The following is a 26,640-nucleotide window of genomic DNA, read 5'->3' as shown; positions in this document are numbered from 1 at the left end:
CCACCCACCACCTCACCGAAAGCGCACATGGAAACCCCTCCGCCCCAGACCGAGCCCACCGAGCCCACCGCCGCGGACATCGCCGCCTTCAAGGAGCAGCTCGGCCGCCCGCCGCGCGGCCTGCGCGCCATCGCGCACCGCTGCCCGTGCGGCCAGCCGGACGTCGTCGAGACGGCGCCGCGCCTGGAGGACGGCACGCCCTTCCCCACGCTGTACTACCTCACCTGCCCGCGCGCGGCCTCCGCGATCGGCACGCTGGAGGCCAACGGCGTGATGAAGGAGATGACCGAGCGGCTGGCGACCGACCCGGAGCTCGCCGCCGCCTACCGCGCGGCCCACGAGGACTACATCCGGCGGCGGGACGCCATCGAGGTGCTGGCGGGCTTCCCCAGCGCGGGCGGCATGCCCGACCGGGTCAAGTGCCTGCACGTCCTCGTCGGCCACTCGCTGGCGGCCGGGCCGGGCGTCAACCCGCTCGGTGACGAGGCGATCGCCATGCTGCCGGAGTGGTGGAAGAAGGGCCCCTGCGTGAGCCCGTGCAGCGAGCACACCAGCGGCAACGAACCCGAGAACGACCGCGCGACCGACGAGGGAGAGTCCGAGTGAAGCGCGTCGCCGCCGTCGACTGCGGTACGAACTCCATCCGCCTGCTGGTCGCGGACGTCGACCCCGCCACCGGCGCGCTGAAGGAGCTCGACCGCCGGATGCAGATCGTCCGGCTGGGCCAGGACGTGGACCGCACCGGGCGGCTGGCGCCGGAGGCGCTGGAGCGGACCTTCGCGGCCTGCCGGGAGTACGCCGCGGTCATCAAGGGCCTGGGTGCCGAGCGGGTCCGTTTCGTGGCGACCTCGGCCTCCCGGGACGCGGAGAACCGCGCGGACTTCGTGCGCGGCGTGGTGGACATCCTGGGCGTGGAGCCCGAGGTGATCACCGGCGACCAGGAGGCGGAGTTCTCCTTCAACGGCGCCACCAAGGAGCTCACCGGCCGCCCCGATCTCCCCAGGCCTTTCCTGGTGGTGGACATCGGCGGCGGCTCGACCGAGTTCGTCCTCGGCGACGGTTCCGTCCGGGCCGCCCGCTCGGTCGACGTCGGCTGCGTCCGGATGACCGAACGGCACCTGGTGCACAACGGCGGGATCAGCGACCCGCCGAGCGCCGCCCAGATCGCCGCCATCAAGGCGGACATCGCCAAGGCCCTGGACCATGCGGAGGAGGCCGTCCCGCTGGCCGAGGCCGCCACCCTGGTGGGCCTGGCCGGCTCGGTGACCACCGTCGCCGCGATCGCCCTGGGCCTTGGCCACTATGACTCCGAGGCCATCCACCACTCCCGCATCCCGCTGGCGAAGGTCCGCGAGATCACCGACCGGCTGCTGACCGCGACCCACGCCGAGCGCGCGGCCATCCCGGTCATGCACCCGGGCCGGGTCGACGTGATCGGCGCGGGCGCCCTCGTCCTGCTGGCGATCATGGAACGCACCGGCGCCGAGGAGGTCGTGGTCAGCGAGCACGACATCCTGGACGGCATCGCCTGGAGCATCGCGGACTGAGGTCCGGACGGGCGGTACGGACGGGACGGCAGGGGTCGGCAACGGCCTCTGCCGTGTGGTGTTTTGAGCGGGTGGCTCGCCGTCCGAGCGGGATTCGGGGGCGCTCAGGGGGCTCCTCGGGCGCCCCGTGAAAGAAAGTTCGTGAAATCCTTCACATGAAAAACCCTCCTGTCGGGCGAACAATCTGACCGTGCGACGCTCATTCGAAGGCTCCAGGGCCCTTCGACCCGGCGATTGCGCGGGTTCCGGCGGCTCGGTCGGGTGCGCCCGCAGGGTGTGGTGGGTCACCCGGATGGCCTACAAGGCCTGATCAACGGGGGTCTCCAACGCCTCGCGTACTACGGTGGTTCCGGCCCGCGCTATGGCGTCCGTCACGAAGCCGGCGGAGTGTAGCAGATGCCCCTCGGGTCCTTGTGAAGGGGCTCACGAGCGACCCCCCATCTGGGGGTGGATACTCGATTGCATGAGCACCACGGAGCGTCCCAGGATCCTCGTAGTAGGCGGTGGGTACGTAGGCCTGTACGCAGCTCGGCGCATTCTCAAGAAGATGCGCTACGGCGAGGCGACCGTCACGGTCGTCGACCCGCGGTCGTACATGACCTATCAGCCCTTCCTCCCCGAAGCCGCCGCCGGCAGCATCTCCCCCCGGCACGTCGTCGTCCCGCTGCGACGCGTGCTGCCGAAGGCGGAGGTCCTCACCGGCCGGGTCACCACCATCGATCAGGACCGCAAGGTCGCTACGATCGCCCCGCTGGTCGGCGAGGCGTACGAGCTGCCCTTCGACTACCTGGTGATCGCGCTCGGCGCGGTCTCCCGCACCTTCCCGATCCCCGGCCTCGCCGAGAACGGCATCGGCATGAAGGGCATCGAGGAGGCCATCGGGCTGCGCAACCACGTCCTGGAGCAGCTGGACAAGGCCGACTCCACGACCGACGAAGAGGTCCGCCGCAAGGCGCTGACCTTCGTCTTCGTCGGCGGTGGCTTCGCCGGTGCGGAGACCGTCGGTGAGGTCGAGGACATGGCCCGCGACGCCGCGAAGTACTACAACAACGTGAAGCGCGAGGACATGCGCTTCCTGCTGGTCGACGTTGCCGACAAGATCCTCCCCGAGGTCGGCCCCAAGCTCGGTGCCTACGGCAAGGAGCACCTGGAGTCCCGCGGCGTCGAGGTCTACCTCAAGACCGGCATGGACTCCTGCGTCGACGGCCACGTGAAGCTCAACAACGGCCTTGAGGTCGACTCCAACACCATCGTGTGGACCGCGGGCGTCAAGCCCAACCCGGCGCTGGCCCGCTTCGGCCTGCCGCTCGGCCCGCGCGGTCACGTCGACACCGCCCCGACCCTCCAGGTGCAGGGCACCGACCACATCTGGGCCGCCGGCGACAACGCCCAGGTCCCGGACCTGGTCGGCCGCAAGAACGGCAACGAGAACGCCTGGTGCCCGCCGAACGCGCAGCACGCGCTGCGGCAGGCCAAGGTCCTCGGCGACAACGTGGTCTCCGGCATGCGGGGCTTCCCGCAGAAGGAGTACAGCCACGCCAACAAGGGTGCGGTCGCCGGTCTCGGCCTGCACAAGGGCGTCGCGATGATCGTCATGGGCAAGATGAAGATCAAGCTCAAGGGCCGTCTCGCCTGGTACATGCACCGCGCGTACCACGGCATGGCGATGCCGACGTTCAACCGCAAGATCCGGGTCTTCGCCGACTGGACGCTGGCGATGTTCCTCAAGCGCGAGGTGGTCTCGCTCGGCGCCATGGAGAACCCCCGCGAGGAGTTCTACGAGGCGGCCAAGCCGGCCCCCGCACCGGCCGCGGCCGGCTCCGGCGACAAGCCGAAGGCCAAGGCAAGCTGATTCACCGGTCGGGTACGGGAGTACTCCGACCAGCCCGAAGGGCGTCCGCCATCCGTGGGGCGGACGCCCTTCGGCATGTCCGCAAACGTGTCCGCTCTGGCGAAAACCGTCCCGGGTGAGGTTCGCTTACCAGCGAACGGGACTAACGGGACGCCCCGTTGGCGTTTACGTGGTGGGTGAAACTTCTTTGCCCGACTCGTCAACACGGAGGTGTGCGACATGGCCGACGCCGCTGGACGGCTCACCAAGCTCGCCGAGGAGGTGCTGGGAACCCCGCTCCCGGTGCGCATCCGCGCCTGGGACCGCAGCGAGTCCGGCCCGCCGGGGGCACCCACACTCGTCTTCCGCAACCGCCGTGCACTGCGCCGGCTGCTGTTCAAGCCCGGCGAACTCGGCCTGGCCCGGGCCTGGGTGGCCGGCGACATCGACGTCGACGGGGACCTCTACGACGCACTCGACCTCCTCGCCGGGCTCGTCTGGGAGCGCGGCACCGACGCCCCCAAGCCGCAGCGGGCCGCGGTCCTGCGCGCCCTGGCCCGCCCGGAGGTCCGCAGGGCCGTCCGGGAACTGCCGACCCTGGTCGGCGCGCCGGTCCCGCCCGCACCACCCGCCGAGGAGGCCCGGCGGCGCCGCGGACCGCTGCACACCCTGCTGCGCGACAAGGAAGCCATCAGCCACCACTACGACGTCGGCAACGACTTCTACGAGCTGGTGCTCGGCCCGTCCATGGTCTACTCCTGCGCCTACTGGCCAACGCCGGACGCGACGCTGGAGGACGCCCAGCGGGACAAGCTCGACCTGATCTGCCGCAAGCTGGCCCTGAAGGAGGACCAGCGGCTGCTGGACGTGGGCTGCGGCTGGGGCTCGATGGTGCTGCACGCGGCCCGCGAGTACGGCGTCCGGGCGGTCGGCATCACCCTCTCCGAGGAGCAGGCCACCTACGCGCGCAAGCGGATCGCCGAGGCCGGGCTCGCCGACCGGGTCGAGATCCGGGTGCAGGACTACCGCGAGATCAAGGACGAGCCGTTCGACGCGATCTCCTCGGTCGGGATGGCCGAGCACGTCGGCCGCACCCGGTACGCGGAGTACGCGGACGCGCTGTTCGCCCTGCTGCGGCCCGGCGGTCGGCTGCTCAACCACCAGATCGCCCGGCGGCCGCTGGCCGACGAGGAGGCGTACCGCGTCGACGACTTCATCGACCGGTACGTCTTCCCGGACGGCGAGCTGGCGCCGGTCGGCCGGACCGTGGCCCAGCTGGAGGAGGCCGGGTTCGAGGTGCGGGACGTGGAGGCGATCCGCGAGCACTACGCGCTGACGCTGCGTTCGTGGGTCGCCAACCTGGAGCGGCACTGGGACGCGGCGGTGCGGCTCACCTCACCAGGACGGGCGAGGGTGTGGCGGCTCTACATGGCCGCCTCGGCGCTGTCGTTCGAGCGCAACCGGATAGGAGTCAACCAGGTGCTGGCCGTACGGACCCCGGAACCCGGCGCCTCCGGGATGCCGCTGCGGGCGCGGACCTGGGCGGGCTGACCCGCCGGGCCGGCAGCGCGTGTGCCGGGTTTCCGTGCGGGACCCGGCACACGCGTTTTCTCCGCGGCTACTCCGCCTTGATCGACGCCAGCATGTTCAGCCGGGCCGCGCGCCGCGCCGGCCAGAGCGCGGCCAGGACACCGACGAGGGCGGCCATCGCGAGGAAGAGCCCCATCCGGCCCCAGGGCAGGACCAGTTCGTACGTCGCCAGAGAGCCGGAGATCAGCTCGCCGGCCGCCCAGCCGAAGAAGACGCCCAGGCCGATGCCGAGCACCCCGCCGAAGAGCGAGATCACCAGCGACTCCAGGCGCACCATGCGCTTGACGCCGCGGCGGTCCAGGCCGATGGCCCGCAGCATGCCGATCTCCTGGGAGCGTTCGAAGACCGACATCGCCAGGGTGTTGATGACCCCGAGCACCGCGACGATCACGGCCATGGCCAGCAGCCCGTAGAGCATGTTCAGCATCAGGTTGAACATCTTGGCGATGCCGTCGGAGACGTCCTGCTTGTCGGAGACGGAGATCGCCGGGTTCTTGCCGAGCGCCGCGACCAGCGCGTCCTTGGTGGCGTCGGTGGCGCCGTCCGCCGTCTTGACCATCACCTGCATGTCGGTGATCTGCTTCTGGTGCGGGGCCAGCGTGGCGTTGTCCACCAGGACGCCGCCCAGCATCTCGTTGCCCTGGTAGACGCCCGAGACGGTCAGCGTGCCCTTCTTGCCGTCCTCGTAGGTCACCGGGAAGCGGGAGCCGGGCTTCCAGCCCTTCTCCTTGGCGGTGGCGTCGTCCACGACCACCTTGTCGCCGCGCAGGTCGCCGAGCGCCCCCTGGGTGAAGTCGAGCCGGGTGAGCTTGCCGAAGTCCGGGCCGTTCACGCCGGTCAGGTACGCGATGCCGCCGCCGATCCGGGCCGGGGAGTTGCGCAGCGGACTGACCGCGGTGACCTCGTGGAGGCCGCTCAGCTTCTTCTCGACGTCGGGGGAGAGCGGCGTGCGGCTGGCCATGGAGACGACGTAGTCGGCCTTCAGCGCGTCGGTGGCCATCTTGTCGATGCCCTTCTGCACGCTGCCGGCGATCACCGTCATACCGGTGATCAGGGTCAGCCCGACCATCAGCGCGGACGCCGTGGCGGCCGTACGGCGCGGGTTGCGGACCGCGTTCTGCCGGGCCAGGGAGCCGGAGATCCCGAAGGCGCGCAGCACGGGCGCGGCCAGCGCGATCAACGGGCGGGACAGCAGCGGCGTCAGGACGAACACGCCGATCAGCAGCAGCACCGCACCGCCGGCCATGACGATCTTGCCGTCGGACATCCCGGTCGCGACCAGCACCGCGGCCGCACCGGCGCCCGCGAACAGCGCACCGAGGGTGTTGCGGACCACCAGCGACTTGGTGGTGGCGGTGGCGTGCACGCTGTTCATCGCGGCGACCGGCGGGATCTTCGCGGCCCGCCGGCCGGGCAGCCAGGCGGCCAGGACGGTGATGACGACGCCGACCAGCAGCGAGGTCCCCACCGTCGTCGGCGAAACCACCAGGGGCCCGTCGGGGACGGTGGCGCCGGTGCTGCTCATCAGGGCGCGCAGGCCGGTGCCGATGCCGATACCGGCGGCCAGACCGGTGACCGCGGCGACCGCGCCGACCACGAACGCCTCGATCAGCACCGAGCGGGTGACCTGGCGTCGGCTGGCGCCGACCGCCCGCAGCAGGGCCAGTTCCTTGGTGCGCTGGGCGACCAGCATGGTGAAGGTGTTGGCGATGATGAAGACACCGACGAAGAGGGCGATCCCGGCGAACACCAGCAGGCCGGTCTTCATGCCGTCCATGCGCTGGGCGATCATCTTCGCCTGCTCGTCGGCGAGTTGACGGCCGGTGGTGGCCTCCGCGCCGTCCTTCGGCAGCACCTTGTCGACCGCGGCCTTCAGGGCCGTCTGGGAGGTGCCGGGTGCGGCGGTGACGTCGATCTCGCTGAACGTGCCGGGGGCGGCGAACAGCTTCTGGGCGGTCGGGGTGTCGAACAGCGCCAGGCTGCCGCCGGCCGCCACGGTCCCGTCGTCGGTGGTGAAGACGCCGGTCAGCTTCTGCTCACGGACCGGTCCGTCGACGGAGATCCGGACGGTGTCCCCGACCTTGTAGCCGGCCTTGTCCGCGGTGTGCGCGTCCAGGGCGAACTCGTGCGGGCCCTTGGGGGCGGTGCCGTCGCGCAGCGGGTAGCGGGCGTCGGTGCCGTCCTTGCCGGGGAAGTAGTTGCCGCCGAGGGTGGAGAAGCCGTCCCCGACCAGCTGGCCCTTCTTGTCGGCGATGGCGGTGAAGCCGGAGACGGTGCCGGTGGCGGAGGCCGCACCGGGCACTCGGGCGGCCGCGTCGAGCAGCTTCCGGTCGAGCCGCGGGACCCGGCCGGGCGCGCCTTGGTGGTCGCCCGCGGACCGCGGCCGGACGGCGACGTCGACGCGGTCGAAGCCCTTCTGGGAGCTGGCCTGGAACGCGTCGGAGATGGTCGAGGTGAAGACCAGGGTGCCGGAGACGAAGGCCACGCCGAGCATCACGGCGAGGACGGTCATCAGCAGCCGGGCCTTGTGCGCAAGCACGTTGCGCAAGGCGGTACGGAACATGAGTGGGTCAGTCCTGGAGGAGAGGCCCGGGAGGTCCGGGGTGCGGGTGGCGGCTGCTGCGGATCAGCTCGTGCGGCCCTTGGCGTCGAAGCCCTTCAGGCGTTCCAGCACCAGGTCGGCGGTCGGGTCGGGCATGTCGTCGACGATCCGGCCGTCGGCGAGGAAGACCACGCGGTCCGCGTAGGAGGCGGCGACCGGGTCGTGGGTGACCATCACCACGGTCTGGCCCAGCTCCCGCACGGAGTTGCGCAGGAAGCCCAGCACCTCGGCGCCGGAGCGCGAGTCCAGGTTCCCGGTGGGCTCGTCGGCGAAGATGATCTCGGGCCGGGAGGCGAGCGCGCGGGCGACCGCGACCCGCTGCTGCTGGCCGCCGGAGAGCTGGCTGGGGCGGTGCTTGAGGCGGCCGGCCAGGCCGACGGTCTCCACCACGCGGTCCAGCCAGGCGCGGTCCGGCTTACGGCCCGCGATGTCCATGGGCAGGGTGATGTTCTCCAGTGCGTTCAGGGTCGGCAGCAGGTTGAACGCCTGGAACACGAAGCCGATCTTGTCGCGCCGCAGCTGGGTGAGCTTCTTGTCCTTGAGGCCGGTCAGTTCGACGTCGCCTATCCGGGCGGAGCCGCCGGAGATCGAGTCCAGGCCGGCCATGCAGTGCATCAGGGTCGACTTGCCGGACCCCGAGGGGCCCATGATCGCGGTGAACTGCGCCTGCCGGAAGTCGACGGAGACCGCGTCCAGGGCGACCACCTGGGTCTCGCCCTGGCCGTAGACCTTGGTCAGATCCGTGGCGCGGGCGGCCACCGCGGTGGTGCGGCCGGCGGTCGGGACACCGGAGTGGGTGGTGGTCACGGGAACGAGCTCCTGTCGGGACGAGGGACCATCGGGGCCGCGCGCGGCCGGGAGGCACGCACCGCGGACGTCATGCGGACGCTTTCCATCGTGGGTCAGCGCAAGGGGAGAGGACGTCAACCCCTGTGACCGTCCTTGACCACCCCTGGGCAGTACCCGCCCTCCGTCCGGTCATCCCGAAGGAGGAGACGAACCCTGAGGCGGGGGCGGCGTACCGGGCGGCGCGAGGGGGGTCCCCGGCCGGGTGACGGGGGTGGCGGGCAGGCGTCGAGTTTCCGTCAATTCGGGTACTGATTTGCGCCGCGGCGGGGTGTGGCAAAGGGAGGTGCCAGGCATGTGCCTACGGCCTGTACCCAGCGCTGATGCACCCTCAGTTGCCAATAAAATAAGACAACCTCGGGATGAGCGGCCGATCTGCGTCGTGCGCTGCGGGCTACGCTCGTGCTGCCCTCTTTGGGGTGGCATGGGGGATCCCCAAGCCCGGATGGTGGAATGCAGACACGGCGAGCTTAAACCTCGCTGGCCTACGGGCCGTGCCGGTTCAAGTCCGGCTCCGGGCACTCCGCACGTGACCAAGGCGGGGTTCGAAGTCGGGTGCTTACCTGAATTTTCAACGAGAAGGGCCGCCGGCGCAAACCGGCGGCCCTCGTGCTTTGTTCGGCGGCTCAGCGCTCCAGGAGAGCGAAGAGGTCCTCCCAGCGCCCGACAATCTCGTCGGTGGAGAACCGCTGGATGTTCTCCCGGGCGACTTCGCCCATCGTGTCCCGGAGCTCCTTGTCGGACATCAGGGTGTCGAGATGCCGGGCGAATTCGGTGATATTGCCCGGGGGGGCGAGGAAACCGTCCTCGCCGTCCGTGATGATCTCGCGGACGCCCGGCGCCACGTCGAACGCCACACACGGCACGGCCGTCGCCATCGCCTCCATCGGTGCCAGCGGAAAGCCCTCACCCCGCGAGCTGAGCGCGAACACCGCACTCTCCCGCAGCGCCCCCGGAACGTCGGAGGTACGCCCCATCCACTCGACGGACGAGGCCACCCCCAACTCCGCCGCCAGCTTGCGCAGCGCCTCGGCCTCCTCACCGGACCCGTAGATCCGCAGCGTCCAGTCCGGATGCTCCGGGGCGACCTGCGCCCACGCCTCCAGCAGCAGGTCGACGCCCTTCTCCTCGTGCAGCCGGCCGATGCTGACCACGCACTTGCGGGAGCGGTCCGACGGGACGTCGGGGAAGAACGGCAGCGGGTTGGGCATGAAGCCGACGTTGTCCATCCGCTGGCGGATCCAGCGGTCGGCGTCCTCACGGGTGAGCGTCAGCATTCGGTCGACGTCCGCGTAAAACCGCTTGACCCGGCCGAAGCGGGACGACTTGCGGCAGGTCTCGAACGACTCGTGGCTCATTCCGACCACCGTCAGCCCGGCGGTGTCGGCCAGCGCGACCCACTCCATCGCCCACACCTGGGTGACGATCACCACCCCGCCCGGCTTCGCCGCCCGGAACAGCGCGCTCATCCTCGCCGCCTGCTCCCGCATCCCGGCCTCCCGGGCGGCCCGGCGGCGCTGCTCGGCGACGTTCAGCCGGTCCTTCAGCCCGCGCACCGGGCGGACCGCCGGCGGGTGGTCGCGGTACAGCGTGGTGGCCTTGAACGGCACGTCGTCGGCCAGCTCATGGGCGCGTCCCTCGGGCGCCGGCACGATACCGATGAGGTGCACCCGGTGGCCCCGCTCGCTGAACAGGCGCGCCATCTGGTGCGACCAACTGGTGATGCCGCCCATCTCGTTGACGCTGTTGGAGACGAAGAAGATGTCCCGCGGACCGGCTGCGTACGACTTGGTCATCAACGGCTCCACTGCGCAAAGAACTGATCGACAATGCTCCGGGCGGCGTCGCCCCGGTCGTATTCCCCGAACTTGGCGACGAATTCCGCGCGCTTGCGGGCGTATTCCAGAGACTGCGTCTCGAACGACTTGATCGTCTCGTGGAAATCGTCCTCGGTACGGACCACCGGGCCCGGCGCGTGCGCCAGCAGATCGAAGTAGGTCCCCCGGCCCTCGTGGACGTATTCGTCGTAGTCGTAGGTGAAGAACACCAACGGCCGGTCCAGCAGCGCGTAGTCGAACATCACCGACGAATAGTCGGTGATCAGCCCGTCGGCCAGCGCCAGCAGCGGCGTCACGTCATGACGCGCCGACACGTCGATGACCCGGCCCTGCACCGTCGGGGGCAGCACCACGTGATTGAGATAGTGCGAGCGCACCAGCAGGACGTAGCGGTCGCCGAACTGCTCCGCGAACCGCTCGACGTCGAAGGGCAATTCGAAGCGCCCGTGCCGGCCGCCCGCCTTGCGGAACGTCGGCGCGTACAGCAGCACGGTCTTGTCCTCGGGGATTCCCAACTCCGCGGCCAGCGGCCCGCGTTCCCGCCGACCCAGCTCCTCCTCGCGCTGCCGGGCGCGCACCAGCGCGTCGTTGCGCGGGTACCCGACCCGCAGCAGCGTCTTCTCCTTGAGCCGGAACGCCCTGGCCAGGGTGTGCACATCGTGCTCGGAACGGACCAGGAAGCGGTCGAAGCGGTCCAGCGAACTCTGCTGCTCCTCCTGCTGCTGCCGGGTCTGCGCCTTGAGCGCGGGCTGGTCGAAGCCCATCTTCTTCAGCGCCGAGCCGTGCCAGGTCTGGAGGTACGTGGTCTCGGGGCGCTTGGTGAGCTTGAGCGGGTAGCTCTGGTTGTCCACCCAGAACTCCGCCTGCGCCAGCGCCTTGAGGTACGGCAGCGACCAGCGCTTGACCAGCGTGACGCCCTTCGGGAAGTCCTTCGGCGAGCCGGCGTACGACCAGATCGCCTCGAACTCCAGGCCCTGCCGGCGCATCTCCTCGTAGATCGCGCGCGGACTGTCGCTGTACTGCTTGCCCAGGTGGCTCTCGAAGACCACCGTGCGCTTCTTGACGGGCAGCCGGCAGAACACCTCGTGGTACACCCGGAGCTTGTTGTCGCCGGAGACGACCTTCCTGCGCAGCTCCTTCGCCTTGCGGTAGCCGGACTTGGCGAGCGTGCCCGGCTTCCCGCGCACCCCGCGGGTGATCAGCTCCTGCATCCGCTCGGCGCTCGCACCCTCGCTGACCAGCCGGAACGCCAGATGCCCCTTGGCCGAGGCATGCGGCTGCAGACGGTCGGCGACCATCCGCGTCAGTCGTGGCCGGACCGGCAGCGACCCGGTCAGCTCGGTGTCGGCGACGGTGAGCCGGGTCGTGGTCCGCACCCCGTCCACGTCCAGCCGCAGCCGTACGTCCCAGATGGAGTCGACGATGCCCAGCGGACGCAGCCCGGCGGTGAGGTCCGCGGTGGCCGCCCAGTGGATCGCGTCACCCTCGTGGCGCAGCTCCCCGACCGGGAAGCGGAAGGACTGCAGGCTGCGCCGCCGGGCGCTGAACTCCAGCTCGCCGGCCAGCCGCGCACCGGGCGGTACCACGCCCAGCGGGTTGGTGATCCGCCCGGCCAGGGAGACGGTCCGGCCGGAGTCCTGGTAACGGGTGAGCTGGTTGCGCAGGAACAGCTGGTTGACCGGCTTCTCGTGGTAGCCGATGTCGGTGACGTCCAGTACGGAGCGGCCGAAGGCGTCGTCGAAGTGGCCCCCGCACCAGTAGATCCGGCCGTCGTGCTCGGCCAGCGGCGAGGAGACCTTGTCGCGGTTGATCAGCGTGTCCACGGCCGGGATCAGGTTGTCCCAGTCACCCCGCTGGAGCAGGTACGCGCAGATGGCCTGGATGGCCGGCACCCGCTCGTACGCCTCGGGGGCGATGCCGGCGAGGTATTCCCGGGAGAGTTCGGCGAACTCGCGGCGGTAGGACTCGTCCCGGAACGGCAGGTCGCGCAGATGCAGCACCAGATCGTGCTTGAGGAATTTGACGTCCTTGGCGAGCTTCATCTCGGTCAGCCCGCGCTCGGCCAGCAATGCGTCGATGCGCCGGTGGATCTCCAGCCGGTGCGCATAGTTCGTCATTTCGTGCCGCCGGTTCGTCACCGATTTCACGGCGGCCCGCTCGAATACGTGCCAGAAATAGACCTGATTGGGAATCAGCGTGATGCGCTTCGCCGCGAGATAGGCATCGGCGATGAACATCAGGTCCTCGTAGAACATGCCCTTCGGGAATCGCAGGTCATGTTCGATCAGGAATTCGCGGCGATAGCACTTGTTGGTGGAGAGGGTGTCCCAGACGAAGAGGTCCGGCAATTCCGTGACCGACTCCAGGGTCCGGGTCGTGGCATACAGCCAGGAATACCATTCGTCCCGCTTCTGATTGCGGGTGTCCTTGTGCAGCCGGACGCACAGACCGGAAACGATGTCCGAGCCGGTTTCCTCGGCGGCCTCCAGCATGTTCCGGCAGGCATTGACCTCCAGGACGTCGTCGCTGTCCAGGAACATGACGTAACGGCCACGGGTGTGCTGGATGCCGGCATTGCGCGGCTCGCCGCCCGCGCCGCTGTTCTCCGGCAGCTGGAAGGCTCTGACTCTCTCCGGGTGCGTGGCGGCGAGCTGCTGCGCCACTTCGAAGGAACGGTCGGTGCTGCAGTCGTCGACGATCACCACCTCGACGTCCCGGAGCGTCTGGTCCAGTACGGACTGGACCGCGGTCGGCAACCGGTCGGCGTCGTTGTAGACGATGACGACTACGGAGACGTCAGGCACAGGGACCTCAACCTCTTTCGCTGCTGTTTGCCGCCAGAATAGCCCCGTCTGTCCCCCCGATTACCACGAATCGCGCCCATGGCACTACGCACAGTGAGCCGCCGGGGCGTGGGGAAGGGGCGCTCCGGCATACGGATCATGACCAGGTGTCATCTCCGCCGATCCGCCCAGCAGGGCACTTCCGGCCGGAAGGAAAGACGGCCGCTCCGGTGAATCGGTTGCCTGCTCGGATGTGACGTCCGTTGCGCCCGGGTGTATGGATCGGGGCGGCCTCCGGGCACGTCCGCGGCCTCCCGGACGTCCTCCTCCTGGAGGACGTGAAGCGCCGGGGACGGGGAAAGATCCTGCCCAAGAACGAGCGACGTGTCTTTGCCAAGCCATTACGCTTGCCGTCAAGGCCGCGCAGGGCGGCCATGGAGGAGTGAGATGAGGAGCAGCAACCCGGTCTTCTCGCGACGGGGGTTCAGCCGCGACACCGGCTACGCGGGCTTCAACGCGCAGGCCGGGGGCCCCACCGCGAACCCGTACGCCGGCACCAACCCCTACGCACAGGGCGGCAACCCCTACGCGCAGGCCCCCACCGACCCGTACGCCCAGGGTCAGCCCGTCACCCAGGCACCGCCGCAGTACGCGCCGCAGACCCGGCCCATGACGATGGACGACGTCGTCACGCGCACGGGCCTGACGCTCGGCACGGTCATCGCCGGTGCCACCGTCGGCTGGCTGTTCCTGACCCAGAACCTCGGCTTCGCCGTCGGCGCGGGTCTGGTCGCGATGGTGCTGGGCTTCGTCCAGTCCTTCAAGCGCCGGCCGTCGCCCGCGCTGATCCTCGCGTACGCGGCACTGGAGGGCGTCTTCCTCGGCGCGCTCAGCGGCTTCCTCAACGACCTGCCGAAGATGGCCGGCGCCCCCATGCAGGCGGTGCTGGGCACGATGGCGGTGTTCGTCACCATGCTGGTCGCCTACAAGACGCGGATCGTCCGGGTCACCGCCCGCTTCACCCGCTTCGTGCTGATCGCGGCGATGGGCTTCGTCCTGCTGTCGCTGGTCAACGTGCTGTTCATGGTCTTCGGCGGCGGGGACGGCCTCGGCTTCCGCAGCGGCGGCCTGGGCATCCTCTTCGGCATCGTCGGCGTGGTGCTCGGTGCGCTGTTCCTCGCCCTGGACTTCAAGCAGGTCGAGGACGGCATCGCCTACGGCGCGCCGCGCGAGGAGTCCTGGCTGGCGGCGTTCGGCCTGACCCTGACGCTGGTCTGGATCTACATGGAGATGCTGCGGCTGATCTCCATCCTCCGGGGCGACTGACCGGACCCCGCGGCACAAACAGCTCCGTAAGCAGCACCATGACGAAGGGCCCGCAGGCAGCAGCCTGCGGGCCCTTCGGGGTTGAGGACGGCGCCTCATCGCGGATCAGAACTTCCGCGCGGCGCGCCTGAGGTCGTGTTCGTGAACGATCGCCTTGGCGTGCCCGTGGGCGAGGTTGTGCTCGCCACGGAGCCAGCTGACCTTTTCGTCGAAGCGGAAGAGAGCGGGGCCTTCGTCAACGGTGCGGAGCCATTCGGAGATTTCCCGTCCCGTGCACTCGGGGATGCGGGAGAGCATGTTCCGGTGGGTCTCTTCGGAGAAGAGCTGAGACATCGGCGCCTCCGGACGCGGTCGATGCTGGTTCTTCAGCACACCGTGCCTGAGGCTTCCGCCGTTGGCAACCACCCGGGAGTGGCGCATAGGCTCACGACGTGCTTGACGTGACCCCTTTGCAGACCGCGGTGGACGCCCTCGCCGACCGCCTCCGAGCGCTGCCGCAGAGCCGGCTCAGCCAGGGCGCGGCGGCCGAGGGGCTCGCCCTGGCACGGGAGTTGGCGACCCGTGCGCAGCTGATCGAACGGCCCGGGGAGCCGCCGCGCCCGTTCCCGGACGCCGGGATGTTCGCGGTCGGCGACCAGCTCGCGGTGGCCGGGCACGACCTCGTCGAGGCACTACGGGCCGCGGCCGCCGGCCCGGCCGGCTCCGGACCCGACCCTGACGCGAAAGTGGCCCCCGCCGAAGAACTGGCGGAGGCCGTGCGCTGCGTACGGGCCACAGCGGAACGCTGCTAGGGGAACGCTGCCAGGGGCGGCTGTCTGCCGTGGAGGCGGAGCTGGGGGGCTTCGGGAGCCTCGGATGTGGGCCCCCCTGCGGGCCCCGGGGCGGACCCTAGGGGGCGGTCGAACGGATCCCCTAGGGGGTGCGTGGGCCCCCTGCGGGGCCACAACGTGGCGGGGGTGGGGGGTATTCCGGACGTGATGCCGCGGGCGGCATTTCGGCCAGACTTCCGGCCACCGGCCCGGGCGGAACGATGATCAGAGCCTCGGGCGGAACGGCGGTCGGGCCCTCGGAGGAACCGCGGTCGGAGCCTCGGGCGGAACGGCCGTCAGAGCGAGGCGATGACGCGGTCGGCGAGGATGTAGACGCTGTCCTCGCGGGTCTCGCCCCAGGAGAAGGTCAGGGCGTACGCGCCGGAGATGCCGGAGCCGCCCAGCAGCACCGGGGTGCGCCCGGCGTGCAGCGCGTCCGCGACCCGGTCCGCGGCCTCGCGCTGGCCGGGGGTCAGGCAGAGCGTGGTGCCGTCGGCGAAGACGTACACGTCCAGGGTGCCCAACGGGCCCGGGCGGACGTCCGCGACCACGGTGGCCTCCCGGGCAAGCTCCTCCAGCCGTGCCACGGTGCGCTCGTAGTCGCTGATCACCGGGGACGGCGAGAAGTCCGGGTGCGAGGGGTGCCGGCGGCGGGCGGCGGCCAGTTCGGCGGACTCGGTGCCCTCGACGGGCTCCAACTCCGGTGCGTCCAGGGCCTCCAGCGCCTCCACGGACTCCAGGGCGTCCATCGCCTCCAGGGCGTCCGGGCCCAGCAGCGGCTCCAGGCCGGCCAGGTCCGCCTGGCGGGGTACGAACGGCTGGAGGTCGAACCGCTCAAACTCCGGCCGCCCGTCGCGGGTCAGCCGGCCCTCGCGGCCGTCCAGCGGGCTCTCGTCGCCGAGGCCGAGCAGGGAGGGGGCGTCCGCGGCGTCCCTGGCCTCCTGCGCGGCCCAGAACGCCCGGGCCTCGGCCAGCTCGCGCTCGCGCTCCTCGGCGAGCGCGTCGGCGACGGCGGCGCGTATGTCCGCGAGCGGGGTCGCCTCGGCCGGGCTGGTGCGGGCGGCGGGGATGGTCGCGGCGGCAGTCGCGGCCGCCTCCGCGCGTGCCGCGGCGTCCCGGCGGGCGGCGACGAGCTCACCGTGCAGCTCGGCGAGCTGGCGGCGCAGCGCACGGGCCGTGCCCAGCGCGACGGCGCCCAGCGCCACGGCGACGGCCGCGGCCACGAGCAGGACGAGGGTGGTGACGCTCATGCGCCGACCTCCACTTCGTTCGGCGGCCCACTTCCCACGGGCCGTGCATCGGTACATGGACTTCCCCCGGCCGTAGGCCGGGGCGACCCCCTTGATGCGCCGCTCACGGAGGTCACCAATGGTGGCGGCTCGCTCACCGGCGTACTCCCGTTAGCAGAATGTTCTCCGACTTCCTACATCAGCCTGCCGGGGGTCGGCGACCGCTCACCGGGCGCTATGTCCCGAAATGCTAGGGGGCATGGGTCTCCTGGGGTGCGGTGACCCCATGCTGACCTGCAACGACGCTTCTCCCCCAGGACGTTCATCACAATCCTGGGGGAGATTGGGTCGCGATCTTGTTAACGAGTGAGGCAGGTCACGCGCCGTCGCCGCCCGTGTCCGCACAACAGCGAAGGGTGTGCGCGGGGCGGGAGTTGGTCTGTTCCGCCGCGCGCACACCCTCAAGGATTCCCGGGGGAGATCCTCGGCTCAGCTCAACCGCTCGTGCCCATGGTCGCGCTGAACTTCGCTTCCGCTTCGCTCCAGCTCAGCTCAGCCGCTCGGGCCCATGGTCGCGCTGAACTTCGCTTCCGCTTCGCTCCAGCTCAGCTCAGCCGCTCGATGACCATCGCCATGCCCTGGCCGCCGCCGACGCACATGGTCTCCAGGCCGAACTGCTTGTCGTGCCACTGGAGGGAGTTGATGAGCGTGGTGGTGATGCGGGCGCCGGTCATGCCGAAGGGGTGGCCGACGGCGATCGCGCCGCCGTTGACGTTCAGCTTGTCCAGCGGGATGTCCAGGTCGCGGTAGGAGGGGATCACCTGGGCGGCGAACGCCTCGTTGATCTCGACCAGGTCGATGTCGGAGATGGTGAGGCCGGCGCGGCGGAGCGCCTGCTTGCTGGCCTCGACCGGGCCGTAGCCCATGATCTCGGGGGACAGGCCCGAGACGCCGGTGGAGACGATCCGGGCGAGCGGAGTCAGGCCCAGCTCGCGGGCCTTGGTGTCGGACATGATGACCAGCGCCGCGGCACCGTCGTTGAGCGGGCAGCAGTTGCCGGCCGTCACCAGGCCGTCGGGGCGGAAGACCGGCTTGAGGCCCTGCACGCCCTCCAGCGTGACGCCGGCGCGCGGGCCGTCGTCCTGCGAGACGACCGTGCCGTCGGGCAGCGTCACCGGGGTGATCTCCCGCTCCCAGAAGCCGTCCTTGATCGCCTTCTCGGCGAGGTTCTGCGACCGTACGCCGAACTCGTCCATGTCCTGGCGGGTGACGCCCTTGAGGCGGGCGAGGTTCTCCGCGGTCTGGCCCATCGAGATGTACGCGTCGGGGATCAGGCCGTCCTCGCGCGGGTCGTGCCAGTCGGCGCCCTCCTGCTCGGCGCGCGCGGCCGTACGGGCCTCGGCGTCGGCGAAGAGCGGGTTGTGGGTGTCGGGCAGCCCGTCGGAGGTGCCCTTCACGCTGCGCGAGACCGTCTCGACACCGGCCGAGATGAAGACGTCGCCCTCACCGGCCTTGATGGCGTGCAGCGCCATCCGCGTCGTCTGGAGCGACGAGGAACAGTAGCGGGTGATGGTGCAGCCCGGGAGGTGGTCCATCCCCATCTGGACGGCCACGATGCGGCCGAGGTTGTGGCCCTGCTCGCCACCGGGGAGGCCACAGCCCAGCATCAGGTCGTCGATGTCCTTGGGGTCCAGCTCGGGGACCTTGGCCAGGGCGGTCTCGATGATCTTCGCGGTCAGGTCGTCCGGGCGCAGGTCCTTCAGCGAGCCCTTGAAGGCGCGGCCGATCGGGGAGCGGGCGGCTGAGACGATCACGGCTTCGGGCATCACGGCTCCAGGAATCAAGGTGGCGCCCTGCGCCTCGTTGAGGGGCGGTGGTCGGGCGACGGGCGGAAGAGATTGCGAGGACTGTGAGGGAAGTTACCTGCACGTACTGCTGAGGTCACGGGCTGCGCGTTGTGATGCGGACCTCTTTTCTAAGCGAGCGCTTATGGAACGGCAAGGGGCCGCCGGATATTCCCCGCGGCCCCTTGCCCGTTCGGCGCACCGCGGGCCCTCAGCGTGGCACCGACGGCCGGTCCGCCGACTCCTCCGCCTCCGGCAGCTGGCGCCGCCGGCGGTGCTTGAGCAGCGCCCAGGGCGCGCGGGAGGCGGTGACCTCCGTACCGCCCTCGGAAGCAGCCTCGGCGGCCGCCTGCTCGACCGGGAGGATGCCCTCGCCCCGGGCGGGCTCCGGCCGCTCCTCGTCCGGCCACAGGCCCAGCGCGGCGCACAGCGTCGGCAGCACGGCCATCGCGGCGGTGGCGTACCCCTCCGCCGACGGGTGGTAGTTGTCCGGCCCGAACAGCTCCCGCGGATGCGCCTCGAACTCGGGCCCCAGCAGGTCGCCCAGCGAGACCGTACGGCCGCCGTTCTCGACCGCCCCGATCGTCTGCGCGGCCGCGAGCTGCCGGGAGAGCCGCCGGGCCACCCACCGCAGCGGCTGGTAGACCGGCTCGATCGTGCCCAGATCGGGGCAGGTGCCCACCACCACCTCACAGCCCGCGGCGCGCAGCCGGCGGACCGCCTCCGAGAGGTGGCGGACGGACTGCGCGGGCGGCATCCGGTGGGTGACGTCGTTCGCCCCGATCATGATCACGCAGACGTCGGGGGTCCGGGTGCCGTCCGCGAGCATCAGCTCCACCTGGCGCGCCAGGTCGTCCGACTGCGCCCCGGGCAGGGCCACGTTGCGGAAGTCGACGGGGAGTTCGGCGACCGCGGCGAGGCCGGAGGCGAGCAGCGCGCCCGGGGTCTGCGAGACGCGGTGCACGCCCTGGCCGGCGGCGGTGGAGTCGCCGAGGAAGCCCAGGCGGAGCGGCGGGCGGTCGGTGCGGTGGCCGAAGGCGGCGCCGTAGCGGCCGTCGGCGCACGGCGGGATGTCGCTGGAGCCGCCGACCGTGCGGCGGGCCAGCCGGACCTCGGTCAGCAGCACACCGACGGTGGCGACGCCGAGCAGCCCGACGCCGCCACCACCGACCGCGGCGGCGGTCGCGATCCGCCGTGCCACCCTCGCCCTGGACATCGTCATCGGCATGGGCCGGGCACCTCCCCGTGCAGTGCGGGGCGCGCCGGACCCGGGGGCCGACGCGCTCTTGAATCGACAAGAACTCCTACAACAGGGTGTTGCCCGTTCCCGCACGGAACGCAACGCGTCCTCCCTCCGCGCCACCCGGGCAATAGGCTGGCGGCACGGGCGCAGGAGAGCGTGCCCCCGACCGCGGAGACCACCGTGCAGTTTTACGATTCGATGATTGAGCTCGTCGGCAACACCCCGCTCGTGCGGCTCAACAACGTGACCAAGGGCATCCAGGCCACCGTCCTGGCCAAGGTCGAGTACTTCAACCCCGGCGGTTCGGTGAAGGACCGGATCGCCGTACGGATGATCGAGGCCGCCGAGCAGTCGGGTGAGCTGCAGCCGGGCGGCACGATCGTCGAGCCGACCTCCGGGAACACCGGGGTGGGCCTGGCGATCGTGGCCCAGCAAAAGGGTTACAAGTGCATCTTCGTCTGCCCGGACAAGGTGTCCACGGACAAGATCAACGTGCTGCGGGCGTACGGCGCCGAGGTCGTGGTCTGCCCGACCGCGGTGGACCCCGAGCACCCGGACTCGTACTACAACGTCTCGGACCGGCTGGTGCGCGAGACGCCGGGCGCCTGGAAGCCCGACCAGTACAGCAACCCGAACAACCCGCGCTCCCACTACGAGACCACCGGTCCGGAGCTGTGGGCCCAGACGGACGGCCGGATCACGCACTTCGTGGCGGGCGTCGGCACCGGCGGAACCATCAGCGGCACCGGCCGCTACCTCAAGGACGCCAGTGAGGGCCGGGTCACGGTCATCGGCGCCGACCCGGAGGGCTCGGTGTACAGCGGCGGCTCCGGGCGCCCGTACCTGATCGAGGGCGTCGGCGAGGACTTCTGGCCGACCGCGTACGACCGCACGGTCGCCGACGAGATCGTGGCGGTGTCCGACAAGGACGCCTTCCAGATGACCCGGCGGCTGGCCAAGGAGGAGGGCCTGCTGGTCGGCGGCTCCTGCGGCATGGCCGTGGTGGCCGCGCTGGAGGTCGCCTCCCGGCTCGGACCGGACGACGTGGTCGTCGTGCTGCTGCCGGACAGCGGCCGCGGCTACCTCTCCAAGATCTTCAACGACGAGTGGATGGCCGACTACGGCTTCCTGGAGGAGGGCGGCACCGCCGCCCGGGTCGTCGACGTCCTGGAGCACAAGGAGGGCGCGCTGCCCTCGCTGGTCCACATGCACCCGGAGGAGACCGTCGGCGAGGCGATCGACGTGCTGCGCGAGTACGGCGTCTCGCAGATGCCGATCGTCAAGCCGGGCGCCGGCCACCCGGACGTGATGGCCGCCGAGGTCGTCGGCTCCGTCGTCGAACGGGAGCTGCTGGACGCGCTGTTCACCCAGCGGGCGTCGCTGACCGACCCGCTGGAGAAGCACATGTGCCCGCCGCTGCCGCAGGTCGGCTCCGGTGAGTCGGTCTCCGACCTGATGGCCGTCCTGGAGAGCGCCGACGCGGCGATCGTCCTCGTGGAGGGCAAGCCGAAGGGCGTGGTGAGCCGGCAGGACCTGCTGGCCTTCCTGGCCCGCGAGGCCGGCAAGTAGCACCGGCCGCGGCGGCCGCCTTGGTGGCGGCCGTCGCGTCACGCCGTACCCGTCGCGGCGTCAAGTCGCCGTCAGGAAACGGTCCGTCGGCGCAAGGTGTACGTATGCGTCATGTGCTGGCAGCACGCGCTTAACACTCGTCCGGCACATTGATGTGCACGGCGATACGGACCTCCGGAGCGGCTCCCGGACCTCCCAAGATCGCCACCGGACGCGACGGCCGGCCCTGACCCGGCTCGTGTCCCTGGCGGGGACCGCCGTCGTCCCGCCCCCGGCCCGTCCGGGGTGCGGCGGTCCCCGCCACAACTCCCTTCCCGGGCTCAGTCCCACTCCCCGTCACGGTGTTCCCCGCGCCCGCCCAGAAACAGCTTCCGCACCCCGACGCTGTGCACGGCGTTGACGCCGACGATGCCGGCCCAGCACGCCAGCAGCCCCGGGATCCCGGCGTTCACCACGCCGATCGCGGTCAGCGGGACGGCCAGCACCAGGGAGAGGGCGGCGACCCCGAACCGCTCCCAGAAGCCGCGTCCGCCGCCCTCGGGGCGCGGCGGGCGGCCGCCGCGCGCCACCTGGACCTGCTGCTCGGCGAGCTGCCGCCGCACCCTGCGGTCGACGGTGTGGTCCAGCTTCTCCAGGAAGGACTCCACCAGCTCCGCCTCGTACTCGGGCCCGAGCTCCTTGCGCGTCTGGAGCGTCGCGTCGAGTTCCTTGCGCAGATCGGGGTCGTGTGTCGCCATGGGTCGAAGCGTACGGACCGCCGGAACGCGGCACGGTAGGGCTAACCCCCCGATCCGGCCGGGCTCTGCCGCCCCTGCTCGCCCGGGGCCGCTTCGGGGTGCGGGACGGCCGCGGCGCCGCGGCGGGCGGCGAGCCCGTACAGGACGGCCGGCACGGCGAGGCCGACGAGCCAGGAGACGTCGGCGCCGCCGAGCGGGGCCACCAGGGGGCCCGTGTAGAACGCCGTGGACAGGAAGGGGAGTTGGGCGAGCACGCCGAGGGCGTAGACGGTCAGCGCCCGGGCGTTCCAGGCGCCGTAACGGCCGGCCGGGTCGCTGAGCGCGGCGATGTCGTAGCGCTCCTTGGAGATCAGGTAGTAGTCGGTGAGGTTGATCGCTGACCAGGGCGTGAAAAAGGTCAGCAGGAACAGCAGGAAGTCCTTGAAGGACGTCAGGAACGAGTCCTTGCCCAGGAGGGCGACGGCCGTCCCGGCCAGCATGATCCCGGCGATGTACCCGGCCCGGCCGCGCGGCGACAGCACCCGCTGCCCCCGGAACCCGCTGACGCTGGTGACCAGCGACATGAAGCCGCCGTAGGTGTTGAGGACGTTGATGGTCAGCTTGCCGAGCGCGATGACGAAGTACAGGAACGAGGCGATCAGCCCGGCGCCGCCCAGCCCGACGACGTAACCCACCTCGTGCCCGACGAACGCGTCCGGCGCCGCGGCGGCGGCCAGCGCGCCGAAGGTCATCGACCACTGCGCGCCGAGCACCGAGCCGGACAGCGTCCACCAGAACGTGGCGCGGGCCGAGGTGTGCCGGGGCAGATAGCGCGAGTAGTCGGCCACGTACGGGCCGAACGCCAGCTGCCAGGAGGCCGAGAGCGAGACGGCGAGCAGGAAGACCGGCAGCCCGAAGCGGTGGTCGTGCAGCAGGGTGCCCAGGTCGGCGCGCTGCAGGAGCCGGATGCCCAGATAGACGAAGGCCAGCGCGCACACCAGGCCGGCGATCCGCCCCAGGGCGTGGATGAGGCGGTAGCCGACGGCCGCGGCGAGCGCGGTGACGGCCGCGAACAGCACGATCCCCGGCGTCTCGCCCAGGTGCGTCAGCTCACCGACCGCCTGCCCGGCCAGCACGCTGCCGCTGGCGAAGAACCCGATGTACATCACGATGACCAGCGCCAGCGGGACCACCGCCCCGCGCACCCCGAACTGCGCCCGCGAGGTGATCATCTGCGGCAGGCCCAGCCGCGGGCCCTGGGCTGAGTGCAGCGCCATCACCGCCCCGCCGAGGAGGTTGCCGAGCAGCAGCCCGATCACCGCCCAAAAGGCGTTGGCCCCGAAGACGACCGCCAGCGCGCCGGTGACCACGGCGGTGATCTGGAGGTTCGCGCCCAGCCAGAGCGTGAACTGACTGACCGGGCTGCCGTGCCGTTCGTCGTCGGGGACCACGTCGATCGAGTGCCGTTCCACCACACCTGCCATGCATCCGCCCCGGGTCGTTGCCTGTATGGATTCATGCAGGATCCGGGTCGATGAATGGCAGGTCAATAGTTGGGAGCGGGAAAGCGCTGAATTCGCGGTAAGGAACCGGTGGGTGCGGTGGGTGGACCGGTCGACGACTCACGCGGCCGGCGGCGCCGCGTCGCCCATCGGCCGCAGCTCGTCCGCGTACGACACCGAGACCCGGCGCATCAGCCCGTCCTCGGTGATGTCGTACTGGCCCAGCCGCCACAACGGCGGCGAATAGGCATGCACCGACACCGCGTCATCGGTCGCCCCGGTGAGCCGGTGGATGTGCTCCGGGCCGAAGCAGAACGACGAGCCGGCGCCGACGGCGAGGGCCACATGCTCCCCGCCGATCCGCGGATTGGACTCGGTCAACACCCCCTGCACCACCCGGACGGCGCCGGAGGAGAGGTCGTGGTCGTGCCAGCCGGTGTCGTTCTGCCGGGTCCAGCACAGCAGCCAGACGTCGACGAACTCGTCGCGGTACAGCGACGCGTAGTGCCGCTCGGTGTCGGAGAACGCGACCTGCCCGCGCCACAGGTCCGGGCGGCCCGCCAACTCGTCGACCAGCGCCAGCAGTTCATGCTTGCCGAGATTGCGCTCGGGCAGTGCGGCGAACGGCTGCCCGGCGTCCACGGCCGGACCGGCGGCAGCGACGGCCAAGGCCTCGGTCCGGGAGGCGGCGTGCGTCATGGTCGGACTCCTTTCGACGGGCCCAGCAGACGGGCCGGATTGGCGGTGCGCAGGGCGTGCACGGCGGCCTCGGCACCGAGGTCGGGGATCACGGGCCGGGCATAGGGGCGGTCGCTGCCGCTGACGACGACGTCGATGCCGACGGCCCGCACCAGCGCGTCCACCGCCCGGGTCCCGTACGAGGACGTCTCGTAGAACGCACCCGGGTCCACCCGGCCCCGCTCCCCGCCCCTGCCCCCGCCCCGCGCCACCAGCCGCTCCCCGTGCAACGGCGCCAGACCCGCCAGCGCCGCGAAGCAGACCCGCAGGCCCGGGTGGCGCGGCCGGCCGAAGGCCCGGAACGCGAACCAGGAGGCGTGCATCTGCTGGACGTACGGGACCAGCGCGGGCCACCAGGCGGGCGCCGCGCCCTCGGCGGGCGGGGCCGCGCCGGGGTGCACGAACAGCGGCCTGTCCAGCGCGGTGAGGACGTCCAGCAGGGGCGCGCAGCGGGCCCAGCCGGCGGCGTCGAGCAGGGCGGTGGCGGGCAGCTGGAGGCCCACACAGCCGCGCCGCAGCTCGCGGCGGAGCCCGTCGGTGTCCGGTTCGGGCACGGCGAGGCAGACCGAGGCCCAGACGCCGAAGGGGGCGGGCAGCGCCAGCGCCCCGTCGTGGAACGCGGCGAGCAGCGGTGCGGCCTCCGCGGGCGGCAGGTATTCGATGCCGAGCGGACTGGAGAGCGAGACCAGCGCCCGGTCCAGCCCGTCCGCGCGGGCGAGCCGGACCCGGGCTGCGACGTCGTGGTCGGCCGGATCGACGGGATACGGCGGCTCACCGGGCAGCTCCAGCGTCCAGCCGTCCAGCCGCGGCGGGACCCCGCGGTCCCGCAGCAGCGCCACGAACGCGGGCGGCCAGAGGTGCTGATGGACATCGGTGGGCACGGCGGCCGGATCCTCCTCAACCGCTTCACTTAACCGGTTAACTGATGCGCTTAAGTGAAGCGCTTAACCAGTCGGAGTGTCAAGGCCCCGCCCTGGAGCCTGCCGGGCCCCCACCGCCCACGCGCGGCCGCGGGGCCGTCCGGGCACCGGGCGGCGGGGCCCGCCCGGGCGTAGGGCGGCAAGGCCCGGCCGACCCGCCCGCCTTGGGTAGGCTTCCGGCATGGCCAGGCCCAACAAACGCACCACCCTCCGCGAGGTGGCCGAGGCCACCGGACTCTCCACCGCAGCCGTCTCCTACGCACTGCGCGGCAAGCACGTCTCCAAGGAGACCGAGGAGCGGGTGCGCAAGGCCGCCGCCGAACTCGGTTACGAGGCCGACCCGATCGCCCGCGCCCTCGCCAGCGGCCGCACGAGCACCGTCGGGGTGCTCGCCGGCGACCTCCAGGACCTCTGGCAGCAGCAGCTGATGGCCGCCATAGGGCGCGAACTGCTGGCCGGCGACCGCTATGCGCTGATCCTCGACGCCGGTGGCGACCCCGAGCGGGAACTGGTCCTCGCCAAGCAACTGCGCGACCAGCGGGTGGACGGTCTGCTGGTCTCGCCGGTCGACCCCTCGGCCGAGGGCTGGGCGGCGATCGCCGAGGGGGTGCCGGTGGTCTCCATCGGCGACGCGCTGAGCCGGGCCCGTACGGCGGGCGAGGTGCTCTTCGACAACCGCGCCGGCATCGACGCGGTCCTGGACTACCTCCGCGGCCTGGGCCACCGCCAGGTCACCGTCCTCACCCCCACCGGCCCCTCGACCCCCGACCGCCCCGCCGACGTCTACGTCCGCGAGGCCGCCGACCGCCTCGGCATCGACGCCCGGGTCCTGCCCTGCCCCCAGGAACTGGGCGAGGCGACCGCGGTGGCCCGGCGGGTGCTCACCAACACCCCCGACGGCCGCCGCCCGGCCGGCGCGCTCCCGCCGCCCGCCGCGGTCTTCTGCTTCTCCGACTCCATCGCCTACGGCGTCTACGCGGCCGCCGCCGAGGCCGGACTGACCGTCGGCCGGGACGTGTCCGTCGTCGGCTTCGACGACCACCCGGTCTCCCGCGTCCTCACCCCGCCGCTGACCACCGTCGACTGGGGCCTCGGCGAAATCGCCAAGGAGGCCGCCCGCCTGGCGGTCGCGGCAATAGAGGGCCGCCGCGTCCGCCGCAAACGCATCCTGTGCGCCCCGCGCCTTGCCGAACGAGGTTCGGCGACTCGGCCCACGTAGTCGTCTGTTCCGCCGCGGGGCTGCTCGCCGTTGCGCGCTTTGCGGCGCCGCGTTCGTTGTCTGCCGTCCCGCCGCGGGGCTCGCTCGCCGTTGCGCCTGGCGGCGGGCGTTTGTGTGTCGGGTGCGGTGACAGCCCTACAGACTTCGTCCTCCGGTCTGTCCCCTCCCGGGAGTGGGGGGGAAGGCCGGTGGGGGTGGGCGTCGTCGTCTTGGGTGTAGCTCGCGTCGTGGGGGTGGGTGTCGGGAATACCTTCCCAACCGGTTGAGTTGAGGCCCTGCAAGGGGCGCTCGTGACCCTTACGGGTTCTGTTCGACCGTCCCGTAGGGGTAGCCAGGCTCCCTTGCATGCCTCAACGCCCGCCCCCACCACCGCATTCCCCTCCCTCCAGCGGGAGGGGACGGGCCGGAGGGGCCGGTTGTGTGGGCTTCGCTTCCAAGGACTCAATAAGGAGCGAAGGCGGAGCGCAGCGGAGCGTAAAGCGTCAGCA

At 71.2% G+C, this 26,640-nt stretch carries 20 protein-coding genes and 1 tRNA gene; 9 read left to right on the top strand and 12 right to left on the bottom strand.

What is annotated here, in order from left to right; genetic code table 11:
- Nucleotides 1–27 precede the first annotated feature (27 nt).
- The 4 genes from IG62_RS0130375 to IG62_RS0130360 all read left to right on the top strand — a co-directional run bounded on the left by IG62_RS0130375 (nucleotide 28) and on the right by IG62_RS0130360 (nucleotide 4,929).
- Nucleotides 28–606, top strand: a complete 579-nt coding sequence (locus IG62_RS0130375; RefSeq protein WP_030810416.1) for a DUF501 domain-containing protein — start codon at nucleotides 28–30, stop codon at nucleotides 604–606.
- Entirely contained in the window at nucleotides 603–1,547 is a 945-nt protein-coding gene (locus tag IG62_RS0130370) for a Ppx/GppA phosphatase family protein (RefSeq protein WP_030810413.1), read from the top strand. The genes IG62_RS0130375 and IG62_RS0130370 overlap by 4 nt, the downstream gene beginning before the upstream one ends.
- Nucleotides 1,548–2,010: 463 nt before the next feature.
- Nucleotides 2,011–3,399, top strand: a complete 1,389-nt coding sequence (locus IG62_RS0130365; protein ID WP_078872334.1) for an NAD(P)/FAD-dependent oxidoreductase — start codon at nucleotides 2,011–2,013, stop codon at nucleotides 3,397–3,399.
- Nucleotides 3,400–3,618: 219 nt separating this feature from the next.
- Nucleotides 3,619–4,929: an SAM-dependent methyltransferase gene (locus IG62_RS0130360; protein WP_030810409.1), complete on the top strand. Its 1,311-nt coding sequence runs from the start codon at nucleotides 3,619–3,621 to the stop codon at nucleotides 4,927–4,929.
- Between the two features lie 67 nt (nucleotides 4,930–4,996).
- Here the strand turns inward: IG62_RS0130360 and IG62_RS0130355 are convergent, their stop codons facing one another.
- Both IG62_RS0130355 and IG62_RS0130350 read right to left on the bottom strand, forming a co-directional pair.
- On the bottom strand, nucleotides 4,997–7,531 hold the full coding sequence (locus tag IG62_RS0130355; protein ID WP_030810407.1) for an ABC transporter permease: 2,535 nt from the start codon (nucleotides 7,529–7,531) through the stop codon (nucleotides 4,997–4,999).
- Nucleotides 7,532–7,594: 63 nt separating this feature from the next.
- Nucleotides 7,595–8,377 (bottom strand): ABC transporter ATP-binding protein, encoded by a 783-nt coding sequence (locus tag IG62_RS0130350; protein WP_030810406.1) that lies wholly within the window; start codon nucleotides 8,375–8,377, stop codon nucleotides 7,595–7,597.
- Between the two features lie 478 nt (nucleotides 8,378–8,855).
- On the opposite strand from IG62_RS0130350, the gene IG62_RS0130345 reads away from it, so the two are divergent.
- Nucleotides 8,856–8,937: transfer RNA gene (locus tag IG62_RS0130345), tRNA-Leu, on the top strand.
- A gap of 105 nt (nucleotides 8,938–9,042) precedes the next feature.
- Here IG62_RS0130345 and IG62_RS0130340 read toward each other — a convergent pair.
- Together IG62_RS0130340 and IG62_RS0130335 are read right to left on the bottom strand one after the other, a co-directional pair.
- Nucleotides 9,043–10,212 carry a glycosyltransferase family 4 protein gene (locus IG62_RS0130340; RefSeq protein WP_030810404.1) on the bottom strand — a complete coding sequence of 390 codons (1,170 nt, stop codon included), beginning with the start codon at nucleotides 10,210–10,212 and terminating at the stop codon, nucleotides 9,043–9,045.
- Nucleotides 10,212–13,058, bottom strand: coding sequence for a bifunctional glycosyltransferase/CDP-glycerol:glycerophosphate glycerophosphotransferase (locus tag IG62_RS0130335; protein WP_030810401.1), 2,847 nt, complete (start codon nucleotides 13,056–13,058; stop codon nucleotides 10,212–10,214). Before IG62_RS0130335 ends, IG62_RS0130340 begins: the two co-directional genes overlap by 1 nt.
- 426 nt (nucleotides 13,059–13,484) lie before the next feature.
- Here IG62_RS0130335 and IG62_RS0130330 point away from each other — a divergent pair, with 426 nt between their 5' ends.
- Nucleotides 13,485–14,363, top strand: a complete 879-nt coding sequence (locus tag IG62_RS0130330; RefSeq protein ID WP_030810399.1) for a Bax inhibitor-1/YccA family membrane protein — start codon at nucleotides 13,485–13,487, stop codon at nucleotides 14,361–14,363.
- 105 nt (nucleotides 14,364–14,468) lie between these two features.
- On the opposite strand, the gene IG62_RS0130325 is transcribed toward IG62_RS0130330, so the two are convergent.
- Nucleotides 14,469–14,696, bottom strand: coding sequence for a DUF4287 domain-containing protein (locus tag IG62_RS0130325; protein WP_030414336.1), 228 nt, complete (start codon nucleotides 14,694–14,696; stop codon nucleotides 14,469–14,471).
- A 98-nt stretch (nucleotides 14,697–14,794) separates the two neighbouring features.
- On the opposite strand from IG62_RS0130325, the gene IG62_RS0130320 reads away from it, so the two are divergent.
- Nucleotides 14,795–15,154, top strand: a complete 360-nt coding sequence (locus IG62_RS0130320; RefSeq protein WP_030810397.1) for a hypothetical protein — start codon at nucleotides 14,795–14,797, stop codon at nucleotides 15,152–15,154.
- A gap of 314 nt (nucleotides 15,155–15,468) precedes the next feature.
- Here IG62_RS0130320 and IG62_RS0130315 read toward each other — a convergent pair whose 3' ends face one another.
- The 3 genes from IG62_RS0130315 to IG62_RS0130305 form a co-directional block, all read right to left on the bottom strand.
- Complete coding sequence (locus IG62_RS0130315) at nucleotides 15,469–16,422, bottom strand: hypothetical protein (RefSeq protein ID WP_030810395.1); 954 nt, start codon at nucleotides 16,420–16,422, stop codon at nucleotides 15,469–15,471.
- A gap of 584 nt (nucleotides 16,423–17,006) precedes the next feature.
- Nucleotides 17,007–18,227, bottom strand: a complete 1,221-nt coding sequence (locus IG62_RS0130310; RefSeq protein ID WP_030810392.1) for an acetyl-CoA C-acetyltransferase — start codon at nucleotides 18,225–18,227, stop codon at nucleotides 17,007–17,009.
- A 229-nt stretch (nucleotides 18,228–18,456) separates the two neighbouring features.
- Nucleotides 18,457–19,473: an SGNH/GDSL hydrolase family protein gene (locus IG62_RS0130305; protein ID WP_030810388.1), complete on the bottom strand. Its 1,017-nt coding sequence runs from the start codon at nucleotides 19,471–19,473 to the stop codon at nucleotides 18,457–18,459.
- A gap of 195 nt (nucleotides 19,474–19,668) precedes the next feature.
- Here IG62_RS0130305 and IG62_RS0130300 point away from each other — a divergent pair, with 195 nt between their 5' ends.
- On the top strand, nucleotides 19,669–21,057 hold the full coding sequence (locus tag IG62_RS0130300) for a cystathionine beta-synthase (protein WP_030810385.1): 1,389 nt from the start codon (nucleotides 19,669–19,671) through the stop codon (nucleotides 21,055–21,057).
- A 320-nt stretch (nucleotides 21,058–21,377) separates the two neighbouring features.
- Here IG62_RS0130300 and IG62_RS0130295 read toward each other — a convergent pair whose 3' ends face one another.
- From IG62_RS0130295 to IG62_RS0130280, 4 genes are all read right to left on the bottom strand, one after another.
- Entirely contained in the window at nucleotides 21,378–21,794 is a 417-nt protein-coding gene (locus IG62_RS0130295) for a hypothetical protein (protein ID WP_030810382.1), read from the bottom strand.
- A gap of 41 nt (nucleotides 21,795–21,835) precedes the next feature.
- A complete protein-coding gene (locus tag IG62_RS0130290; RefSeq protein ID WP_030810379.1) occupies nucleotides 21,836–23,257 on the bottom strand; it encodes a purine-cytosine permease family protein in 1,422 nt (473 codons plus the stop codon).
- A 138-nt stretch (nucleotides 23,258–23,395) separates the two neighbouring features.
- Nucleotides 23,396–23,974 carry a cysteine dioxygenase gene (locus IG62_RS0130285; RefSeq protein ID WP_030810375.1) on the bottom strand — a complete coding sequence of 193 codons (579 nt, stop codon included), beginning with the start codon at nucleotides 23,972–23,974 and terminating at the stop codon, nucleotides 23,396–23,398.
- Complete coding sequence (locus IG62_RS0130280; RefSeq protein WP_030810371.1) at nucleotides 23,971–24,894, bottom strand: amidohydrolase; 924 nt, start codon at nucleotides 24,892–24,894, stop codon at nucleotides 23,971–23,973. The genes IG62_RS0130285 and IG62_RS0130280 overlap by 4 nt, the downstream gene beginning before the upstream one ends.
- Nucleotides 24,895–25,114: 220 nt before the next feature.
- Here IG62_RS0130280 and IG62_RS0130275 point away from each other — a divergent pair, with 220 nt between their 5' ends.
- Nucleotides 25,115–26,152, top strand: a complete 1,038-nt coding sequence (locus tag IG62_RS0130275) for a LacI family DNA-binding transcriptional regulator (protein ID WP_030810368.1) — start codon at nucleotides 25,115–25,117, stop codon at nucleotides 26,150–26,152.
- Nucleotides 26,153–26,640: the final 488 nt, after the last annotated feature.

It is taken from the genome of Streptomyces sp. NRRL S-337, assembly GCF_000720175.1.
Classification (GTDB): Bacteria; Actinomycetota; Actinomycetes; order Streptomycetales; family Streptomycetaceae; genus Streptomyces; species Streptomyces siderophoricus.
This window is presented reverse-complemented; position numbering and strand designations above follow the sequence as displayed.

Excerpts from the sequence above, each read along its gene's own strand:
- IG62_RS0130330 (WP_030810399.1), top strand. The coding sequence starts at position 13,485 with ATGAGGAGCAGCAACCCGGTCTTCTCGCGACGGGGGTTCAGCCGCGAC.
- IG62_RS0130355 (WP_030810407.1), bottom strand. The coding sequence starts at position 7,531 with ATGTTCCGTACCGCCTTGCGCAACGTGCTTGCGCACAAGGCCCGGCTG.
- IG62_RS0130340 (WP_030810404.1), bottom strand. The coding sequence starts at position 10,212 with ATGACCAAGTCGTACGCAGCCGGTCCGCGGGACATCTTCTTCGTCTCC.
- IG62_RS0130310 (WP_030810392.1), bottom strand. The coding sequence starts at position 18,227 with ATGCCCGAAGCCGTGATCGTCTCAGCCGCCCGCTCCCCGATCGGCCGC.
- IG62_RS0130360 (WP_030810409.1), top strand. The coding sequence starts at position 3,619 with ATGGCCGACGCCGCTGGACGGCTCACCAAGCTCGCCGAGGAGGTGCTG.
- IG62_RS0130295 (WP_030810382.1), bottom strand. The coding sequence starts at position 21,794 with ATGGCGACACACGACCCCGATCTGCGCAAGGAACTCGACGCGACGCTC.
- IG62_RS0130305 (WP_030810388.1), bottom strand. The coding sequence starts at position 19,473 with ATGCCGATGACGATGTCCAGGGCGAGGGTGGCACGGCGGATCGCGACC.
- IG62_RS0130275 (WP_030810368.1), top strand. The coding sequence starts at position 25,115 with ATGGCCAGGCCCAACAAACGCACCACCCTCCGCGAGGTGGCCGAGGCC.
- IG62_RS0130285 (WP_030810375.1), bottom strand. The coding sequence starts at position 23,974 with ATGACGCACGCCGCCTCCCGGACCGAGGCCTTGGCCGTCGCTGCCGCC.
- IG62_RS0130325 (WP_030414336.1), bottom strand. The coding sequence starts at position 14,696 with ATGTCTCAGCTCTTCTCCGAAGAGACCCACCGGAACATGCTCTCCCGC.
- IG62_RS0130315 (WP_030810395.1), bottom strand. The coding sequence starts at position 16,422 with ATGAGCGTCACCACCCTCGTCCTGCTCGTGGCCGCGGCCGTCGCCGTG.
- IG62_RS0130365 (WP_078872334.1), top strand. The coding sequence starts at position 2,011 with ATGAGCACCACGGAGCGTCCCAGGATCCTCGTAGTAGGCGGTGGGTAC.
- IG62_RS0130290 (WP_030810379.1), bottom strand. The coding sequence starts at position 23,257 with ATGGCAGGTGTGGTGGAACGGCACTCGATCGACGTGGTCCCCGACGAC.
- IG62_RS0130375 (WP_030810416.1), top strand. The coding sequence starts at position 28 with ATGGAAACCCCTCCGCCCCAGACCGAGCCCACCGAGCCCACCGCCGCG.